Raw genomic sequence first — 19,155 nt, forward strand, 5'->3', positions numbered from 1 at the left:
CTCCCCCGAAAGCGTGGGACAGACCCTCCCACCCAGTTGCGGCCGTTAGTGAACAGACATACACTAACTGCCATGGCCCGCCCCCGCACCGTGTCCGACGACGACTTCGTCGCGGCCGCGGCGACGGCCGCCGCCCGTCGGGGCGACGGCTCCTGGTCGCTGTCCGAGGTGGCGGCGGAGGTCGGCGTGACGCCCGCTGCCGTCGTCAAGCGGTTCGGCTCGAAGCGCGGGTTGCTGCTGGCCGTGGTGACGGCGTGGGTCCGCGACCTGCCCGTATACGACCCGGCGTCGGTCGACGACCCGCTCGGACACGTCCGGGACTGGGTGACCGGGTGGCTGGCCACCACGGCCGACCCGGGTCAGGTGGTGGGTCACCTGACGCTGCTGCTCGACGAGATCGTCGACGACGAGACGCGCCCGCTGCTCGCCCGTGGCCGGGAGGGCCAGGCCGCCTACCTGCGGTCCGCGCTGCGCGACGCGTACGACCGCGGGCAGCTGCGCCGCGAGCCCCCGGCGGACACGGCAGCGCTGTGGCTGGACCTGCTCGCCGGCGTCGCCGTCGCGAGCGCCATCGACAGGACAGGACAGGCGGCGACCCGTGCGCTCGCCGTCATCGACAACGACATGGAGAGGTGGAGAGAGCCGTGACGAAGACGTGGGAAGGACTCGTCTTTATCGGGACGAGCGTCGACGGCCAGGTGGCTCGGGCCGACGGGTCGCTCGACTGGCTGGTGACCCGGGGCGAGGCCGCGGGGGACGCCGGCTACGCGGCGTTCATGGAGCGCGTCGACGTCATCCTCATGGGTCGGGCGACCTACGAGGTGGCTCGCGGCTTCGACCCCTGGCCCTATGCGGAGACGCCCGTCGTGGTCCTCAGCACGACGCTCGCAGCCGGACAGGACGACCGGGTGCGCGTGGTCCGCAGCCTCGATGAGGCATCGGACCTGTTCGACGGCATGCGGGCCGGCGGCGTCTACGTCGACGGCGCCTCGACCGTCCGGTCCTGCCTGGCGGCGGGCCTGGTCGACGAGCTCACCATCTCGCAGGTCCCGGTCCTCATCGGCGCCGGCATCCCGCTCTTCGGCTCGCTTCCGCACGACATCGACCTCAGCGTCGAGAGGAGCGCCGTGCTCGGCGGCGGCATGGTCCAGACGACCTACCGCGTGCACCACGGCTAGCGCCGCTGCTGCGTCGCGCCGCGGCTCAGCCCTGGTAGGGCGGCGCGACGCCCCAGCCCCACCGCGGGGTCGGGGCGTGCTCGACGGCGCCGGGGCCGGGCTGGGAGTTCTCCATGGCGAGCCGGGTCCCCCACTCGAGGTAGCCGATGATCGCCGCCCGGAACTCCGGGTCGGCGGGCAGTTCGGCGTCGTCGGCGGCCAGGCTCATCGTCGTGGCGAACCGGTGCCGCTGTGCCGGCGTGATGGCCAGGCCGAGGTGGTGGCGCAGCATCGACTCGTAGCCGCCGTGGCGCTGCGTGTAGGTGTCCGGCCCCCCGAGGACCTCGGCCCACCAGTCGGTGACGTGGCCGCGGTGGTGCTCGGTGACCCCTCCGGGGAAGAAGCCCGACAGGGCGTCGTCGGCCTCCACCCGGTCGTAGAAGCAGTCGATCATCCGCCGCAGCGCGACCAGGCCGCCGGCCCAGTCGTAGAGGCTCGGCAGCCCCGGCTCGTCGACGCCCATGGGGACAGTCCACCGCATGCGGCGCGCGGGCGCATCCCCATTCGGGGGCGGTGCGCCCGGCCTTCAGCGGGTCCGGTGCTGCGCGGTCGTCGCGACGAGGCTGTCCTCGGCGGGCATGAGGAACCACAGCAGCGGGTAGATCAGCAGCTGGCTGCCCGGCACCGCGAACAGCGTCACGATGAACAGCAGACGGGTGACCCACGGCGTGAGTCCCAGCCGGCGCCCGACGCCGGCGCAGACACCGCCGATGATCCCTCGGTCCTGCGAGCGGACGAGGCCCTGGCGGGCGAGTGCGGCGCGGATGTTGTCCATGGTTCCTCCGGTGGGTCGACTGATGGGTCCAGCCTCCTCCGCGCGGCGGCCGTGCGCCATCGGGATCTGCCCCTGCTCGACCCCGAGGCCGCCCCCGGGACGCTGCTAGGCGGGCCCGACCAGCCCGTGCTCGTGGGCGAACACGACGACCTGCACCCGGTCGCGCAGCGCCAGCTTGCGCAGCACCGACCCGACGTGGGTCTTGACCGTCGACTCCGAGGCGAACACCAGTCCCGCGATCTCGGTGTTGGACATGCCGCGGGCGACGGCGGCGAACACCTCGCGCTCCTTCTCGGTCAGGGTGAGGTACGCCGCCGGCGCGGGCGCGCGCGCCACGAACTGGTCTGCGAGCAGCAGGGACAGGTCGGCGGGCGCGAGCACGGCGTTCCCGGCGTGCACCGTGCGGATCGCGTCGCGCAGCATCACCGGCGTGGTGTCCTTGAGCAGGAACCCGCTGGCACCGTGGCGGATGGCGGTGGCCGCGCGGTCGTCGAGGTTGAAGGTGGTGAGCACGACCACGCGCAGCGGGTGCTCGCGCCGGGACACCCGGTCGGGCAGGAACAGCTGCCGGGTGGCCTCCACGCCGTCCATCTCCGGCATCCGGATGTCCATGAGCACCACGTCGGGCTCGAGGTCGTCGACGACCTGGACCGCCTCGAGGCCGTCACCGGCGACCCCGACGACCTCCATCCCGTCCTGGGCGTCGACGATCACGCGGACGCCCTCGCGGAAGAGCTCCTGGTCGTCGACCAGCACGACGCGGATCACGCGCCACCTCGCACCGGCACCCAGGCGGTGGCCGTGAACGTCTGGACGCCGGCCTCGTCGCGACGCCGTACGTCGAGCCGCCCGCCGACCGCCGCGAGCCGGCGGCGCATCCCGTCGAGCCCCTGGCCGGGCACCTCGCGGACCGGCTGCTCCTCGGCACGCGCAGCACCGGCAGGGACCGGACGGATCGGCTGCGTGACGTCGTCGGCGACGGCCGCCTGCACCACGTTGCGGACCTCGATGCGCAGCTCGCCCTCCCAGTGGCGCTCGACGGAGACCGGGGTGTCGCGCCGGCCGTGCTTGATGGCGTTGGTCAGCATCTCCTGGAGCACGCGGTAGGCCACCGTCTCCAGCTCCGGCGGGAGCGGTTGCGGCTGGCCCACGACGGTGGAGACCACCTCGTGGCCGCTGGCGCGGACGCCGTCCACGAGGCTGTCGAGGCCACCGCTGCGGACCGCGGCGTCCGGGGCCTGCGTCGTCGTGAGGACCTGGCGCACGTCCTGCAGGGAGGTCCGCGCCGACGTGGCGATGGTCGCCATCGTCTGCTTGAGCCGCTCGGGGTCGGCGTCGTCGATGTACTGCGCCGACTCAGCCTGGGCCAGGATCACCGCGAGCGAGTGGCCGACGACGTCGTGCACGTCGCGCGCCATCCTGGCCTGCTCCTCGCGGAGCCGCGCGATCTCGCGGGCCTGCTCGGACATCCGTACGGCGCGGGCCGCGTCCTCCTCCGCCGCCACCTGCGAGACGCGCGACTGCTCGGCGCGGGACACGAACCGGAGCGCGAGGCCCGCCAACCACGGCGAGCCCAGGACGAACATCCCCAGGACCGCCGCCGCCACCTGCCAGGTCGAGCCGAGGCGGTAGGCCGAGTCGATCACGCTGTTGTAGTCGACGACGTCGTCGATGACGTCGTAGACCTCCGAGGCCGCGAACAGCACCACGACGACCGCCCCGAGCGGGATCGAGAGGCCGCTGAGCCACACCACGGCCGTGCTGCCCCACCGGGCGCCGCCGAACGCGACGGCCGCGATGGCGAGCTGCGCCAGCAGGACGGGGGTGCCGGTGAGGAGCTGGAGCAGGCAGACGACCCACACGAGACCAAGGGCCAGTCCTGGGGCGCGCCGGCTGAGCGCGACGGCCACCGCGATGCCGAGGACCACGAGCGCGAGGTCCCACCAGTCCTCCCAGAACGGCTTCGTCCGCGAGGCCTCGATCATCCCGAGCACGAGCACGCCGCCGCCGAGCGCGACGTCGGGGGCCCACTCCCGGAGCTGGTCGGGCCCGGGCCGGCCGGTCGCCGCGGTGCTCATCGCGCGACCGCCTCGGGCGTACGCGCGGTGCGCGGCGCCCGCGACTCGACGAGGCGCCAGATCAGGGCCGCCATCACGAGGGTGAGGACCGCGGCGACGGGACCGGCCAGGCCGTCGAGGCCCGGGCGCAGCCACAGGGTGAGCGGGTAGTTCCAGAGGTAGGCCCCGTAGGACACCGTGCCGAGCAGGACCAGCGCCCGCGCCGGCCCGGTCACCTCGGTCCAGCCCCGCCACGACAGCAGCAGCACCGCGGTCAGCGCAGCGATGGCGGGACCTCCTGCCAGGTAGGTGAGGGCGTGACCCCGCAATGGAACCACGCTGAGGACGAGCAACCCGGTGAGCGCCACGGGTGCCGCCCAGCGAGCGGCCCTTCGCGCGGCCCGGCAAGCGGTTGCGTCATTCGGTGCCGCACCGATGCGTGCCGGTCGGGATGACGGATCGGCCAGCACCCGGGCGGCGGCACCGACGATGAAGCAGACCGCCCACGACGTCGGCAGGGAGTAGGCGAGGTCCGGCTCCCCCCGCAGCCACAGCACCGTCGCGAGGCAGGCCAGCAGGCACCCGGCGCCCGCCAGCAGCACCGTCGCACGCACGCGCCCGCGCGCCCAGGCCAGCGCGAGGACGGCGGGCCAGAGCAGGTAGAACTGCTCCTCGGTCGCGAGGGTCCAGAGGTGGAAGGTGGCGTCGCTCGCGTGCCCGAAGGGCAGGTTGCCCGTCCACGTCAGCGCGACGAGCACGGTCCGGCCGAGCTCGTCCCGGTCGCCCAGCGGGTCCAGCAGCAGCGTCACGACGACCACCCCCGCCACGAGGAACAGCAGCGCGGGCACCAGCCGGCGCGCCCGTCGTACGTAGAACCGGCGGAGGTCCACCCGGCCGGTCCGGTGCAGCTCGTCGACCAGGAGGCCGGTGATGAGGTAGCCGCTGAGGGCGAAGAACATCACGACACCGACCACGCCGGCGCCCGGGAAGAGATCGGGCCAGGCGTGCCGCAGCACCACCAGGCCGACCGCGATACCGCGCAGGAGGTCGATGCCCTCGACGCGCCGGCTCACGCGGGCAGGACGTCGCGGACGAGCCGGTCGAGCAGCGCGGCGTACGACGTCCCGGCCGCCGCGAACATCCTCGGCACCTGCGACTGCTCGGTGAAGCCGGGCATCGTGTTGACCTCGTTGAGCACCGGGCCCGCGTCGGTGAGGAAGAAGTCGACGCGGGCCACGCCGGCGCAGCCGAGCGCGTCGTAGACCGCCACCGCGGCCTCCTCGAGCGCCTTGCGCTCGACGTCGTCGAGCGCGGCCGGCACGCGGAAGTCGGCGCCGCCGCCGTACTTCGCCTCGTAGTCGAACGGGCCGTCGACGACGACCTCGAGCACCGGCGCGACGACGCGGCCCTCGTCGGCGGTGCCGAGCACGGCCACGTCGATCTCGCGGCCGACCAGGAGGTCCTCGACGAGGATGCGGTCGTCGAGGGCGAGCGCGGTGTCCAGAGCCGCGGCCAGGTCCCCGGCCTCGCGCACCAGCGTGACGCCGTGGCTGGAGCCGGCGGCGACCGGCTTCACGACGACCGGGTGGGTCCAGGCGTACGTCGCCGCGCCGGCCGCGGACAGCAGGACGCCGGGAGCGGTGGCGACGCCGACGGCTCCGGCCACCAGCTTGGTCGCCCACTTGTCCATGGCCAGGGCGCCGGCCCGGACGCCCGACCCGACGTAGGGCACGCCGGCGAGCTCGCAGAGCGCGGCGAGCGAGCCGTCCTCCCCGCGCGGGCCGTGGACGACCGGGAGGACCGCGGCGCAGGACTGGAGGACCGTGACGGCGGCGGCGAGCCCGAGCGGGCGGTCGTCGCCGTCGCGCCAGGTGCCGTCGCGGCCGATGGTCAGCCGGACGACGTCGTAGGCCGACGGGTCGAGCGCGCCGGCGACCGCGGCGGCGGAGGCGAGGGACACCTCGTGCTCGCAGCTCTGCCCGCCGCCGACGACGGCGACGCGGGTGCGGCTGGGGGTCGGGTCGGTGGCCGGAGCCGGGATCGGGCGGGTCACGGGATGCTCCTGAGGTGGGTGGGCGTGGCCTGTGCGGCGTGGCGGTGGACGCGGCGGATGCGGGGTCCGAGGCCGGTGACGACCTCGTGCGGGATGGTGTCGGCCCAGGCCGCCCAGTCGGCGACCGTCGGCTCGCCGGCGGCGCCGGGGCCGAGGACGGTGGCGGTCTCGCCGGACTGCACCGGGTCGTCGCCGAGGTCGACGACGACCTGGTCCATCGAGATCCGGCCGACGACGGGTCGACGGCGGCCGCGCAGCAGCACCTCGGCGCGGCCGGCGGCCACCCGGGGCAGCCCGTCGGCGTAGCCGAGCGGCAGGAGGGCGAGGTGCGTGGCGACCGGCGCCGTCCAGGCGTGGCCGTAGCCGACGCCCGCCCCCGCCCGGACCCGGCGCACGCTGACGACCGGCGCGGTGAGGGTCAGCCCCGAGCGCAGCGGCGTGGTGCCGGTCGGGTCGATGCCGACCAGGCCGGCGCCGACCCGCACCGTGGTGTGGTGGCTGCGGACGTCGAGGAGCGTGGCGGCCGTGGCCGCGAGGTGTCGCAACGGCGGTCGGAGGCCGGCCGCGCGGGCGACGTCGAGGCCCCAGGCGAACCGTCGCCGGCCGAGCGCGTTGCACCCGTCGGCCGGGTCGTCGGCGCAGCCGAGGTGGCCCATCACGCCGACGACCCGGACCAGCCCGGCGCGCTCCGCCCGCCGCGCGGCCCGGCACAGGGCCGGCCAGGCGGACGGCTCGGCGCCGTCGCGGGACATCCCCGTGTCGAGGTGCAGGTGGATCCGTGCCGGCCGCCCGGGCGCCGAGGTGGCGGCGCGCACGACGACGTCGAGGTGCTCGCGGGACGGGACGGCCAGGTCGACGTCGGCGGCGAGCGCGTCGTCGTACGCCGCGTCGAGGGGGTTGAGCCAGCTCAGCACGGGTGCGCGGAGCCCGTCGGACCGCAGGGCGAGCGCCTCGTCGACGCTGGTGACCCCGAGCGACGTGGCGCCGTGCGCGAGCGCCGTACGCGCCACGTCCGCGGCGCCGTGCCCGAAGCCGTCGGCCTTGACCACCGCCATCACCTCGGCGTCCGTGCGGTCGGCGAGGAGGCGGGTGTTGGCGGCGACGGCCGACAGGTCCACCTCGAGCCGGGGTCCGTGCGTCCGGGCCGGCCCGGGCACCGCGGCGAGGGCGCTCACGCCGCCGTCCCGGCGTGCTCGGCTGCGGCAGCCGCGACCGGGCCGTGGAGGGCGGCGTCCGCGCCGGTGAGCAGGGCCCAGTAGCGGTCGCCGTGGCTCCAGTGCCACCACTCGGTGGGGTAGTTGACCAGGCCGGCCCCGCCGAGCACCCGCGCGAGGAGGTCGCGGTGGGCGCGGGCGTCCGCGCTGATCCCGTCGGCCGCGAACCAGCAGGCGCCGTCGGACTGCTCCGGCGTCGCGTCGATGGCCGTGCCCATGTCGAGCTCGTCACCGCGGGCGTCGACCAGCGTGAGGTCGACGGCCGCGCCCGCGACGTGCGGCGCGACGGCGACCGGCGCGACGAAGCGGCTCGTGAGGACCGCTAGCTGCTCGGGCGAGATGCCGGGGTGGGCGGCACAGACCTCGGCGGAGTACGCCGCGATGATCGCCTGTTGGTCGGCCACGGTGCGGTGCCCCTCGACGACGCGCAGGGAGATGTCGCGCGGGAGGTCCGCCTGAGCGAGCGCGAGGCGGTCGGCCAGGCCGCGGCGCACGAGCGCGCGCGCCGGCCCGAATGAGGCGTCGAGGCGGACCAGGGGGTGGCCGGAGTCGCGCACCGGCACGGCCGCGACCCGCGGGTCGGAGAGCAGGATCGTCATGGCAGCAACGCTCGCGGTCGGCGGGTGGTCCGCGCCTCCGCCTGAGGTGCCGATGCGCTGTCCTCGAGGACCGGGTCTTCGGCCCCCTCGTAGCATGGAGGCCATGTCGAAGGACGACGACTGGGAGACCGCGGCGCCCGCATCGGTCCGCCGCGAGCAGGAGCGCGACAGCCGCACGGGGCGCTCCGCCGCCGCCGCGCGCATCGCGCACCAGTCGAGCTGGGTCGACCAGCAGGTCCGGCTGGCGATGGAGCGCGGCGAGTTCGACAACCTGCCCGGCCAGGGCAAGCCCATCGAGGACCTCGGCGTCGAGCACGACCCGGACTGGTGGGTGAAGAAGCTCGTCGAGCGGGAGAACATCGCCCTGCTGCCGCCCGCCCTCGCGATCCGCAAGGACGACGCCGAGCTCGACGGCCGGCTCGACCGGATCAACGTCGAGTCGGAGGCGCGCCGCGAGGTCGAGGAGTTCAACGCGCGCGTCCGCAAGGCGATCTACACCCCTCCCGTCGGCCCGTCCGGGCCGCCGGTGATCACCCAGCAGCGCGACGTCGACGCCGAGGTGGTCGCGTGGCGCGAGCGGCGTACGGCGCGCATCGAGGCCCAGCGCGCCGCCCGGGCCGAGCGCGAGGCGGCCGAGGCCGCGGCCCGGCCGCAGCGGGGCTGGCGACGGTTCTTCGGCCGGTCCTGACCGGAGCTTCGCACCCGAGTTCCGTGCTTCTCGGTCGAGATCTCCACCTGTAGGCACGGCGGTCCCCGGATATCCGGGGACTCCAGACACCGCAGCACCCACCGCAGCACCCACCGCCGACCCCCACCCCACCCGCGAGACATCCGTCATATCGACCCGTCCCCCGGCGGCGGTAGTTTGCGCGCATGTCGCGAACCGCCAAGGACTTCTTCGCCCCGCTCGCCGTCGGGGCTCCCGCCCCGCCGCGCGAGATCCCGGCCCGGCCGAGCCGGGCGATCCACTTCTTCGACCCGGGCAACGAGAAGATGGCCGCCAAGGTGCCTGCCATGGTCGGCACCGTGGACGTCCTCCTCGGCAACCTCGAGGACGCGGTCAAGGCCGAGAACAAGGAGCGGTCGCGGCAGGGCCTCGTCGACATCGCGAAGGCCACCGACTTCGGGCCGACCCAGCTCTGGACCCGGATCAACTCCCTCGACAGCCCGTGGGTGCTCGACGACCTGACCACCCTGGTGCCGGAGATCGGCGACAAGCTCGACGTCGTCATGGTGCCGAAGGTGCAGGGCGCCGAGGACATCCACTACGTCGACCGGCTGCTCGCCCAGCTCGAGGCGAAGGCCGGCCTGACCCGGCCGATCCTGGTCCACGCGATCCTCGAGACGGCCCGCGGCGTGGCGAACATCGAGGAGATCTGCGCAGCCAGCCCGCGCATGCAGGGCCTCTCCCTCGGCCCGGCCGACCTGGCCGCTGACCGCCGGATGAAGACCACCCGGGTCGGCGGCGGCCACCCCGGCTACCTGGTGCGCCAGGACGCGCCCCGGGTCGACGGCGAGACGCAGTACGACGCCGAGCGGGCGTCGTACCAGCAGGACCTGTGGCACTACACGATCGCCCGGATGGTCGACGCGTGCGCGATGCACGGGATCTACCCCTACTACGGGCCGTTCGGGGACATCCTGGACACCGTCGCGTGCGAGGACCAGTTCCGCAACGCGTTCCTGCTCGGCTGCGTCGGCGCCTGGAGCCTGCACCCGGTGCAGATCCAGATCGCGAACCGCGTCTTCTCTCCCAGCGTCGAGGACGTGGCCCACGCCCGCCGGGTGATCGCCGCGATGGGCGACGGGACCGGCGCGGTGATGATCGACGGCAAGATGGAGGACGACGCCTCCGTCAAGCAGTGCCAGGTGATGGTCGCCCTCGCCGACGAGCTGGCCGCCATCGACCCCGAGCTCAGGCAGCAGTACGACGCGATCCGGATCGAGGACTGACATGGCCGCCCACGAGAAGGCACCGTTCACGCCGTTGCGCTCCGTGCTCTACATGCCCGGCTCCAACGAGCGAGCGCTGGAGAAGGCGAAGGGCATCGCCTGCGACGCGCTCATCCTCGACCTCGAGGACTCCGTCGCCCCCGACGCCAAGCCCGCCGCACGCGAGGCGGTCGCCGCGGCCGCGGGGAGCGACGACTACGGCCGGCGCGCGGTCACCATCCGCGTCAACGCCATCGGCACCGAGTGGCACGACGCCGACCTCGTCGCCGCCAGCCAGGCCGGGCCCGCCGCCGTCGTGGTGCCGAAGGTGGGCAGCGCCGACGACGTCGCCGCGCTGGTGTCGGCCATGGAGAAGGCCGGCGCACCCGACCACACCGCGCTGTGGGCGATGGTCGAGACCCCCGTCGCCATCCTCGACGCCCTGTCCATCGCCCGCGCCTCCGAGCGGCTCGGCGCCTTCGTGCTCGGCACCAACGACCTCGTCAAGGAGCTGTACGCCGAGCACGTCCCCGGTCGCGGCCCGATCCTGCCCAGCCTCCACACCGCCCTGCTCGCCGGCCGAGCCGCCGGGATCGCGGTCATCGACGGCGTCTACAACGACGTCAAGGACACCGAGGGCTTCCTCGCCGAGTGCGAGCAGGGCCGCCAGATGGGCTTCGACGGCAAGACGCTGATCCACCCCGGCCAGGTCGAGGGCGCCAACGCCGCCTTCGCCCCCAGCGAGCAGGCCGTCGAGGACGCACGGGGGCTGATCGGCGCCTGGGAGGACGGCGCCGGCGCCGGCGTCGTCACCTGGAACGGACGGATGGTCGAGAACCTGCACGTCGAGTCGGCCCGGCGCACGCTGGCCATCCACGAGGCGGTCACTGCGCTCGGAGCGTGAGGGCGTCCGATTTCCGGACATCGACCGCAGGCTGGTAGCCCACCGGCACCGGCACAGCAGCCGACGCGCGCCGCCCCGTCCCTCGCGGACCGGGCGGCGCTGCCGTGTCCGCACCCGGCTCGACGGCAGGGTCCGAAACCCGCGTGCGGACCGTCGGTGGCGGCCGCGACAATGCTGGGGTGAGCTCCTCGGCGACCCTTCGCACCTTCTGGTCCCAGCTGTCCACCGAGGGGCGGTGGCTGCTCTCCACCGTCGCGATCCAGACCCTCGGCCGCGGCCTGACCCTGCCCTTCACCGTCATCTACCTCCACGAGGTCCGCGGCTTCTCCCTCGACCTCGCGGGCACGCTGATGTCGTTCATCGCCGTCGTCGCCCTCTTGGTCACCGGCCCCGGCGGAGCGCTCACCGACCGCATCGGCGCGCGGCGGATGATCCTGTTCGCCACCACGGCCCAGATGATCGGGTGCACCGTCCTGGCGTTCGCCACCACGCCGTGGATGGCCGCCCTCGCCTTCGTCTTCCTCGGGCTCAACTTCGGCGTCTCGTGGCCCGCCTTCAACTCGCTGATCGCCGCCGTCACCACCGGCGAGACCCGCCAGCAGTACTTCGGCATCAACTTCGCCCTCGTCAACCTCGGCATCGGCCTCGGTGGTGTCGTCGGCGGGCTCTACGCCGACGTCGGCGAGCCGCGCACGTTCACGGTGATCTTCCTCGCCGACGCGGCCAGCATGCTCGTCCCGATCGCGTTGATGCTCGGCCCGCTGCGCCACGTGACCGGGCTGCACGAGGCCCCGGACGACGCCGACCCGGCGGCCGGCTCCTACCTCGCCATCCTCCGCCAGCCCGCCGTGCTGTGGATGACGGCCCTCACCTTCACCGGCGTCTTCGTCGGCTACGGCCAGCTCGAGGCCGGGTTCCCCGCCTTCGCCCGGGAGGTCGGTGAGGTCTCCACGCGCGTGATCGGCTTCTCGTTCGCGGTCAACACGGCGGTCATCGTGCTGCTGCAGTTCCTCGTGCTGCGGCGCATCGCCGGCCACCGCCGTACGCGCGTCATGCTGGTGATGGCCGCGCTCTGGGCCGCGTCGTGGGTGCTGCTCGGCGTCACCGCTGCCGTGCCCGGCACCGTGGCCGCGGTCGGCGTGCTGGCCTTCGCCGCGGTCTTCGCGCTCGGCGAGACCATGCTGCAGCCGACCGTGCCGGCGATCACCAACGACATGGCGCCCGACCACCTCCGCGGGCGCTACAACGCGGTCAACGCCGGCGCGTTCCAGGGCGGCGCGATCGCCGGCCCGGCCTTCGCCGGCTTCCTGCTCCACCACGGGTGGTCCACGGCGTACGTCGCGGTGCTGGTGGCGGGCTGCGGCCTCATCGCGGTACTCGCCCTGGTCGTGGAGCGCCTGATCTCCCCGCGCGTCAACGGCATCGAGGAGCCGCCGGTCGTCTCGGCGGACCCGGCGACCGGCGAGCCGACGCCCGCCGGGTGAGCCTCAGGCGCTCTCGCTGCCGCGGCGGAACCGGTCGTTGAGCCAGGTGCTCGCCGAGCCCATCCAGCCGGCGAGGTCGTGGACCAGCCTGCCGAGGGTGTCCTGCGTCCGCTCGAACGACACGGCGTAGCTGGCGGCGGCCTCCTGGGCCGCCTCGCTGACCGAGGCCGTGTCGTCGTCGGCGCGACGGGGGTAGTCGCCACCGAGGATGGCGGTGTAGGTGCCGCTGTCGATCCAGCGGCGCAGCTCGGTGGCCCGGACGACCGCGAACGGGTGGGACTGCTGCTGGAGCAGCGACAGCTTGATGAGGGACTCGCGCACGTCGCCGCCCTCGTCGTACTCCGCGCCCTGCGACAGGAACGAGGTGACGTCGAGCTCCTCGAGCGTGCCGCCGCTCGCGATCTTCATGTGCGTGCGCAGCGCGGCCGTGGGGTCCTGGCTGGCCAGCAGGCCGGCGCGGTCGGCCGACAGCTCGGCCTTGCGGGACCACTCGAGCAGCGCCACGGTGACCATCCGGATGCCGATCGCGCCGCCGGGGACGGCGTAGAGCAGGCCGCCCAGGCCGAGCAGGCGCATCAGCAGCGTGCGGTAGATCGCGTGGCCGCTGATGGCGTGGCCGAGCTCGTGGCCGATGACGAAGCGCAGCTCGTCGTCGTCGAGGTGGTGCACGATGCCGGAGGACAGCACGATGATCGGCCGGTCCATGCCGACGGTCATGGCGCTCAGCCGCGGGTCGGCCTGGACGTACATCTCGGGGAGGTACGCCGCGTCGAGGCTGCGGCCGACCTCCGCGAGGAGCCGGTGCAGCCGGGCGAACTGGCGCTCGTCGACCCGCACCGCGGAGCCGAGCAGCGTGAGGCGCCACGCCCGCTCGCGGAATACCCCCGACATCGTCTTGAGCAGGACGTCGAAGCCCTTGAGCTTGCGCAGCGCGACCAGCGCGCCCCTGTCGGCGGGGTGCTCCCACGCCCGCGAGCTGATGTCCGTGAGCACGACGCGCGCACGCGCCGGCTTCTTGTCCCCCGATGCCATGGAGGGATCCTGACGTACGCGGCCGCGAAAGTCAGCCGTTTGCGCCCTCCCGCATCGGAACCCGGACGCCGCGCTCCTCGGCGACCTCCACCGCGCGGTCGTATCCCGCGTCGACGTGGCGGATGACGCCCATGCCCGGATCGTTGGTGAGCACCCGCTCGATCTTCTCGGCGGCCAGGGCGGTGCCGTCGGCGACGGTCACCTGGCCGGCGTGCAGGGAGCGGCCGATGCCGACGCCGCCGCCGTGGTGGAAGGACACCCAGGTGGCGCCCGACGCGGTGTTGACCAGCGCGTTGAGGATCGCCCAGTCGGCGATCGCGTCCGAGCCGTCGAGCATCGCCTCGGTCTCGCGGTAGGGCGAGGCGACCGAGCCGCAGTCGAGGTGGTCGCGGCCGATGACGACCGGCGCCTTGAGCTCGCCGCTGGCGACCATCTCGTTGAACCTCGCGCCCGCCTTCGCGCGGTCGCCGTGGCCGAGCCAGCAGATCCGCGCGGGCAGGCCCTGGAACTGGACCCGCTCGGCGGCCATGTCGAGCCAGGCGTGGAGCCGGGCGTACTCCGGCTTCTCGTCGGCGGGGAACAGCTCCTTGATGGCGCGGTCGGTGGCGTGGATGTCCTCGGGGTCGCCGGACAGCGCCGCCCAGCGGAACGGGCCCTTGCCCTCGCAGAACAGCGGCCGGATGTAGGCGGGCACGAAGCCGGGGAACTCGAAGGCGCGGTCGTAGCCACCCTTGCGGGCCTCGTCGCGGATCGAGTTGCCGTAGTCGAACACCTCGGCGCCGGCGTCCTGCAGCTCCACCATCGCCCGGACGTGGCGGGCCATCGACTCCTGGCTGCGCTTGGTGAACCCGCGCGGGTCCTCGGTGCGCTCGCGCTCCCAGTCGTCGTACGACGTCCCTGCGGGCAGGTAGAACAGAGGGTCGTGGGCCGAGGTCTGGTCGGTGACGATGTCGACCAGCGGGCCGTCGCCCTGCTCGGCGCGCGCGAGGTGGCGCTCGAGCAGCTCGGGCAGCACCTCCGCGGCGTTGCCGAGCAGGCCGATGGACAGGGCGCGGCGCTCGTCGCGGGCCTGCAGGGCGAGCTCGAGCGCGTGGTCGAGGTCGCGCGCCTGCACGTCGAGGTAGCGCGTCTCGAGGCGCCGGACGATGCGGTGCTGGTCGCACTCGACGCAGATGGCGACGCCGTCGTTCATCGTGACGGCGAGCGGCTGGGCGCCACCCATGCCGCCCAGTCCGGCGGTGACGGTGATCGTGCCGGCGAGCGTCCCGCCGAACGTCTTGTCGGCGATCGCGGCGAACGTCTCGAAGGTGCCCTGGAGGATGCCCTGCGTGCCGATGTAGATCCACGAGCCCGCGGTCATCTGGCCGTACATCGTCAGCCCGAGGTCCTCGAGCCTGCGGAACTCCTCCCAGTCGGCCCAGTCGCCGACGAGGTTGGAGTTGGCGATCAGCACGCGGGGCGCCCACTCGTGGGTCCGCATGACGCCGACCGGCTTGCCGGACTGCACGAGCAGCGTCTCGTCGGCCTCGAGGTCGCGCAGCGTGCGGACCAGGGCGTCGTACGACGGCCAGTCCCGCGCCGCCTTGCCGGTCCCGCCGTAGACCACGAGGTCCTCGGGGCGCTCGGCGTTGTCGGGGTCGAGGTTGTTCATCAGCATCCGGAGCGGCGCCTCGGTCTGCCACGACTTCGCGGTCAGCTCGGTGCCGTGGGCGGCGCGGATGGGCAGGCGCGGGTTGGTCGGGTCGGTCACTGGAGCTCTCCGATCACGGATGCGGCGGCGGCGAGGACCGCGCCGGACTGGACGAGGCCGACGGCGGCCTCGATCTCGGGCGAGAGGTGGCGGTCCGGGCCGGGGCCGGCGACGCAAGAGCTGCGGAGCAGGTCGACCACGGCGCCGGTCGCGGGCGACGGGGTCAGCGGGGCGCGCAGGTCGAGGGCGCGGGCGGCGGTCATCACCTCGACGGCGACGACCCGGGCGAGCCCGTCGACCGAGCGGCGCAGCTTGCGGGCGGCGTTCCAGCCCATCGACACGTGGTCCTCCTGCATGGCGCTGGAGGGGATGGAGTCGACCGAGGCGGGGACGGCGAGCCGCTTGAGCTCGGAGACGATCGAGGCCTGGGTGTACTGCGCGATCATCAGGCCGCTGTCGACGCCGGGGTCGTCGGCGAGGAACGGCGGCAGGCCGTGGTTGCGCGACGTGTCGAGGAACCGGTCGGTGCGCCGCTCGCTCATCGAGGCGACGTCGGCGGCGACGATCGCCAGGAAGTCGAGGACGTAGCCCACCGGTGCCCCGTGGAAGTTGCCGTTGGACTCGACCGCGTCACCCAGGACCACCGGGTTGTCGACGGCGCTGGCGAGCTCGCGGCCGGCCACGAGCGCCGCGTGCTCGACGGTGTCGCGGGCCGCTCCGTGCACCTGCGGCGAGCAGCGCAGCGAGTACGCGTCCTGGACCCGGTTGCAGTCGCCGGTGCGGTGCGAGGCGACGACGGCCGAGTCGGCCATGAGCGCGGTGAGGTTGGCGGCCGACAGCGCCTGCCCGGGGTGCGGGCGGATCGCCTGCAGCTCGGGGGCGAAGACCCGGTCGGTGCCGAGCTGGCCCTCGACGCTCATCGCGGCGGCGACGTCGGCGGTGCGCAGCAGCATCCGCAGGTCGGTGATCGCCAGGACCAGCATGCCGAGCATCCCGTCGGTGCCGTTGATGAGGGCGAGGCCCTCCTTGGCGACGAGCTCCACCGGCTCGAGCCCGGCGGCGGCCAGCGCCTCGGCGGCCGGCAGGAGCGTGCCGGAGGCGTCGCGCACCTCGCCCTCCCCCATCAGCGCGAGCGCGCAGTGGGACAGCGGCGCCAGGTCGCCGGAGCACCCGAGCGAGCCGTGCTCGCGCACCACCGGCGTGATGCCGTGGGTGAGCAGGCCGGCCATCAGCTGCGCCGTCTCCCGCCGTACGCCGGTGCGTCCCGTCGCGAGCGTCGAGAGGCGCAGCAGCATCAGGGCCCGGACCACCTCCCGCTCGACCTCGGGGCCGGAGCCGGCGGCGTGGGAGCGGACGAGGGAGCGCTGCAGCTGGGCGCGCATCTCGGTCGGGATGTGCCGGGTGGCGAGCGCGCCGAAGCCGGTGCTGACGCCGTAGGTCGGGGTCTTCGCCGCCGCCAGCGCCTCCACGACCTCGCGCGCGCGGTCGACGGCCTCGAGCGCCTCGCCGGTCAGCTCGACGGGCGCTCCGTCCCGGGCGACGCGGACGAGGTCCTCGAACGAGACGGGGCCGACCCCGACGTGGATGCTCCCGACCTGGCTGCTGTGCATGAGGCCCATCAAACCCCTGGCCGGATGCTTCGAACCACCCGTGCCCGGCGTCGTCTGTCTCGGATCCGAGATCCGGCGACCGGCTCCTCCGGATAAGGGGATGCCCCGTCACGCAGTCCGGCGTAGCGTGCGGCGCGGGAGCACAGCGATGCCGGATCTTGTCCTCAACGACGTCCAGCAGCAGGCCCTCCGCGACCTGCTGGGGAGCGACCCCTGCCCGGGCTCCCCGCTCCCTCCCCGCAAGGTGCTCGAGAGCATCGCGGTGCTGTTGCCCGCGGACGAGATCGGCGTCGCCTACCAGGACCGACCCCACCGCGCGATCGAAGGCATCCTGCGGCCCGGCGACGGCCTGGTGGTCAGCTTCCGCAACGGCGTCGACGGCATGGTGCAGTTCACCTTGAGGCGTCGGGACCGCTCGCCGTTCGCCGAGCGCGACGTGGCCGTCCTCCGGATGATCACCCCGGTCCTGGCGCGCCTCGTGCGCGAGCGGCCGACCCCGACCCTCCCGTCGGCGCTCACCACCCAGGAGCGCCGGGTGCTGAGCCGGGTGGCCGCCGGACAGTCCAACGCCCAGATCGCCGCAGGGCTGTTCATCGCGCCCTCGACGGTCCGCAAGCACCTCGAGCACGTCTACCGCAAGCTCGGGGTCACGAGCCGGGTGGCCGCGGTCGCGCGGCTGCAGGGCCGGGACGCACCGGGCATCGACCTGCGCGAGCGCCTCGCCCGCCTGGGCTAGACCTCCGGGCGAAGTACGCCTCGACGCGAATACCGCCCCGTCCGCGGCGTCGGGACACTGCCAGGACGGGCACTCCGGCCTGCTCCGACGAAAGGGACCTCGCCATGAACCTGCACCGCCCACGCCTCGCCGTGGTCTCGACCGTCGTGCTGGCCGGGTCGCTCCTCGCCGCCCCCGCCGCCACGTCGGGCACCCCCACGCGGGACCGCCACCCTGCGAGCACGGAGAGCGCCCAGGTGGTGCTGGACTGGCAGCGGACCGCCTTCGCCACCGTCTACCCGGCCAACCCCGTGCCCGTCGGCGTCCCGCTGCTCGGCTACACGTCCACCGCCATGCACGACGCCGTGCGCTGGTCGACGTGGCGCCACGACAGCTCGGAGACCGCCGCGGTGGCCGCCGCGGCCCATGCCGTGCTGGTCCACTACGTGCCCGCTGCCGCCGGCGCCCTCGACGCGCGGCTGGCCGCCACGCTCACCGACGTCCCCGACGGCGCGGCGGAGGACCGAGGCGTGCGGATCGGCGAGAAGGTCGCCGCGCGACTCATCGAGGACCGCGCCGACGACGGCTACGGCGACCCGACCGTCCACTACACCCTGCCTCCGGGGATCGGCACGTGGCAGCCCGTGGCTCCGGCGACCGACATGCTCGGCGCCTGGCTCGGCTCGATGGACCCGCTCGTGGTCCGCAGGCTCGCCCGCGTCGACGGGCCCGACAAGCTCACCAGTGACGACTACGCCACCGACTACGACGAGGTCAGGCTGCTCGGGTCGGCCACGTCCACGATCCGCACCTCGGCCCAGACCGAGACCGCCCGGTTCTTCAGCGCCAACTCGGCCACGATGGTCGGCGACGCGCTCGTCCGCTACCTCGAGGGGCACCCCGTCAGTCTCGAGGAGACCGCCTGGACCTTCGCCGCCATGCACGGCGCGATGACGGACTCGATCATCAGGTGCTGGCAGCTCAAGCGCGACATCGGCTTCTGGCGGCCGATCGAGGCCGTGGCCGCCGCCGCCGCCGACGGCAACCCCGACACCCGGCCCGAGGCCGGCTGGACACCGCTGCTGTCCCCCACCCCGCCCTACTCCGACTACGTCAGCGGCCACGGCTGCGTCACCTCGCCCCAGGTCGAGGTGATCCGGGCCAGGTTCGGCGAGACCGTCCCGCTGGAGCTGCGCTCGAGCGTCGCGCCCACCACTCCCCGGACCTACGCCACCCTGGGCGCGCTCGAGCACGACGCACTCGGCTCGCGGATCTGGGGAGGCCTGCACTTCCGCGACGCGATGACCGACGCGTACGCCATCGGGCGCCGCACAGCCAGGGCCGTCATGCAGGCCCTCGAGTGACCTGACGACCGGCCCGGCGCGGCCCACCCGTACGGATGGTGCCCACGGGCGGGCCGTCACGGCTTGTGGCACCGTGAGCCGGAGGGCGACCCGTCCGGGGTCGCCGGAGCAGGAGGAACGCCATGGGAACCACCGAGTGGATCATCGTCCTGGTCGTCGTCCTGGTCGTGGCGGCACTCGTCGCCTGGCTGGTGGCGCAGCAGCGCAAGAAGAAGCAGCACGAGCACGCCGAGCACCTGCGGCACGAGGCACAGCAGCACGCCACCGAGATCCCGGAGCAGCAGGTGCGCGCCAAGGAGGCCGAGGCACAGGCCGAGCGGGCCAGGCTCGAGGCCGAGCGCGCCGAGCAGCAGGCACGTGAGGCGCAGGTCGCCGCCACGCAGCAGCAGGCCGTGCACGAGGACCGGCTCCGCACCGCGGACGAGATCGACCCCCACGTCGACACGCGCTCCGACGACTACCGCAGCACCGACGACCCCGGGGGCACGCACCGCGCGTGAGTCCTGCCT

20 protein-coding genes are annotated in these 19,155 nt (G+C 73.9%); 9 read left to right on the top strand and 11 right to left on the bottom strand.

From position 1 onward, the window contains the following. Positions 1–72 precede the first annotated feature (72 nt). Positions 73–648: a TetR/AcrR family transcriptional regulator gene (locus SHK17_RS19365; protein ID WP_172267437.1), complete on the top strand. Its 576-nt coding sequence runs from the start codon at positions 73–75 to the stop codon at positions 646–648. Continuing rightward, entirely contained in the window at positions 645–1,178 is a 534-nt protein-coding gene (locus tag SHK17_RS19370) for a dihydrofolate reductase family protein (RefSeq protein ID WP_172267440.1), read from the top strand. The genes SHK17_RS19365 and SHK17_RS19370 overlap by 4 nt, the downstream gene beginning before the upstream one ends. Positions 1,179–1,203: 25 nt before the next feature. On the opposite strand, the gene SHK17_RS19375 is transcribed toward SHK17_RS19370, so the two are convergent. From SHK17_RS19375 to SHK17_RS19410, 8 genes are all read right to left on the bottom strand, one after another. Beyond that, positions 1,204–1,680, bottom strand: coding sequence for a group II truncated hemoglobin (locus SHK17_RS19375; RefSeq protein ID WP_172267443.1), 477 nt, complete (start codon positions 1,678–1,680; stop codon positions 1,204–1,206). Between the two features lie 63 nt (positions 1,681–1,743). After that, complete coding sequence (locus SHK17_RS19380) at positions 1,744–1,992, bottom strand: PspC domain-containing protein (RefSeq protein ID WP_172267446.1); 249 nt, start codon at positions 1,990–1,992, stop codon at positions 1,744–1,746. Positions 1,993–2,097: 105 nt separating this feature from the next. Further along, a complete protein-coding gene (locus tag SHK17_RS19385; protein WP_172267449.1) occupies positions 2,098–2,760 on the bottom strand; it encodes a response regulator in 663 nt (220 codons plus the stop codon). Then, on the bottom strand, positions 2,757–4,070 hold the full coding sequence (locus SHK17_RS19390; protein ID WP_322920415.1) for a sensor histidine kinase: 1,314 nt from the start codon (positions 4,068–4,070) through the stop codon (positions 2,757–2,759). Before SHK17_RS19390 ends, SHK17_RS19385 begins: the two co-directional genes overlap by 4 nt. Next, positions 4,067–5,122, bottom strand: a complete 1,056-nt coding sequence (locus tag SHK17_RS19395; RefSeq protein ID WP_322920416.1) for an acyltransferase family protein — start codon at positions 5,120–5,122, stop codon at positions 4,067–4,069. The genes SHK17_RS19390 and SHK17_RS19395 overlap by 4 nt, the downstream gene beginning before the upstream one ends. Beyond that, a complete protein-coding gene (locus SHK17_RS19400) occupies positions 5,119–6,102 on the bottom strand; it encodes a D-alanine--D-alanine ligase family protein (protein WP_322920417.1) in 984 nt (327 codons plus the stop codon). The genes SHK17_RS19395 and SHK17_RS19400 overlap by 4 nt, the downstream gene beginning before the upstream one ends. Next, a complete protein-coding gene (gene alr, locus SHK17_RS19405) occupies positions 6,099–7,277 on the bottom strand; it encodes an alanine racemase (protein ID WP_322920418.1) in 1,179 nt (392 codons plus the stop codon). Before alr ends, SHK17_RS19400 begins: the two co-directional genes overlap by 4 nt. Continuing rightward, complete coding sequence (locus SHK17_RS19410; RefSeq protein WP_322920419.1) at positions 7,274–7,915, bottom strand: M15 family metallopeptidase; 642 nt, start codon at positions 7,913–7,915, stop codon at positions 7,274–7,276. The genes alr and SHK17_RS19410 overlap by 4 nt, the downstream gene beginning before the upstream one ends. A gap of 103 nt (positions 7,916–8,018) precedes the next feature. Here SHK17_RS19410 and SHK17_RS19415 point away from each other — a divergent pair, with 103 nt between their 5' ends. From SHK17_RS19415 to SHK17_RS19430, 4 genes are all read left to right on the top strand, one after another. Continuing rightward, a complete protein-coding gene (locus SHK17_RS19415; RefSeq protein WP_322920420.1) occupies positions 8,019–8,603 on the top strand; it encodes a DnaJ family domain-containing protein in 585 nt (194 codons plus the stop codon). Between the two features lie 185 nt (positions 8,604–8,788). Further along, a complete protein-coding gene (locus tag SHK17_RS19420; protein ID WP_322920421.1) occupies positions 8,789–9,868 on the top strand; it encodes an HpcH/HpaI aldolase/citrate lyase family protein in 1,080 nt (359 codons plus the stop codon). Between the two features lies 1 nt (position 9,869). Further along, a complete protein-coding gene (locus tag SHK17_RS19425) occupies positions 9,870–10,751 on the top strand; it encodes an HpcH/HpaI aldolase/citrate lyase family protein (protein ID WP_322920422.1) in 882 nt (293 codons plus the stop codon). 179 nt (positions 10,752–10,930) lie between these two features. Continuing rightward, positions 10,931–12,235 carry an MFS transporter gene (locus tag SHK17_RS19430; RefSeq protein ID WP_172267470.1) on the top strand — a complete coding sequence of 435 codons (1,305 nt, stop codon included), beginning with the start codon at positions 10,931–10,933 and terminating at the stop codon, positions 12,233–12,235. 3 nt (positions 12,236–12,238) lie between these two features. Here SHK17_RS19430 and SHK17_RS19435 read toward each other — a convergent pair whose 3' ends face one another. The 3 genes from SHK17_RS19435 to hutH are packed head-to-tail and all read right to left on the bottom strand — an operon-like array spanning position 12,239 to position 16,567. Continuing rightward, the gene (locus SHK17_RS19435; RefSeq protein ID WP_322423420.1) at positions 12,239–13,267 is read right to left on the bottom strand and encodes a M48 family metallopeptidase; all 1,029 of its coding nucleotides are present in this window, start codon (positions 13,265–13,267) and stop codon (positions 12,239–12,241) included. A 31-nt stretch (positions 13,268–13,298) separates the two neighbouring features. Then, positions 13,299–15,017: a urocanate hydratase gene (gene hutU / locus SHK17_RS19440; protein WP_322920423.1), complete on the bottom strand. Its 1,719-nt coding sequence runs from the start codon at positions 15,015–15,017 to the stop codon at positions 13,299–13,301. Further along, a complete protein-coding gene (hutH, locus tag SHK17_RS19445) occupies positions 15,014–16,567 on the bottom strand; it encodes a histidine ammonia-lyase (protein WP_322920424.1) in 1,554 nt (517 codons plus the stop codon). Before hutH ends, hutU begins: the two co-directional genes overlap by 4 nt. Before the next feature lie 148 nt (positions 16,568–16,715). Here hutH and SHK17_RS19450 point away from each other — a divergent pair, with 148 nt between their 5' ends. The 3 genes from SHK17_RS19450 (at position 16,716) to SHK17_RS19460 (ending at position 19,146) form a co-directional block, all read left to right on the top strand. After that, complete coding sequence (locus tag SHK17_RS19450) at positions 16,716–17,303, top strand: helix-turn-helix transcriptional regulator (RefSeq protein ID WP_172267480.1); 588 nt, start codon at positions 16,716–16,718, stop codon at positions 17,301–17,303. Positions 17,304–17,407: 104 nt separating this feature from the next. Further along, entirely contained in the window at positions 17,408–18,646 is a 1,239-nt protein-coding gene (locus tag SHK17_RS19455) for a vanadium-dependent haloperoxidase (RefSeq protein WP_322920425.1), read from the top strand. Between the two features lie 122 nt (positions 18,647–18,768). Further along, a complete protein-coding gene (locus SHK17_RS19460; RefSeq protein WP_172267484.1) occupies positions 18,769–19,146 on the top strand; it encodes a hypothetical protein in 378 nt (125 codons plus the stop codon). The last annotated feature ends 9 nt before the right edge of the window (positions 19,147–19,155 follow it).

Origin of the sequence: Nocardioides renjunii (genome assembly GCF_034661175.1) — a bacterium.
Lineage (GTDB): Bacteria > Actinomycetota > Actinomycetes > Propionibacteriales > Nocardioidaceae > Nocardioides > Nocardioides renjunii.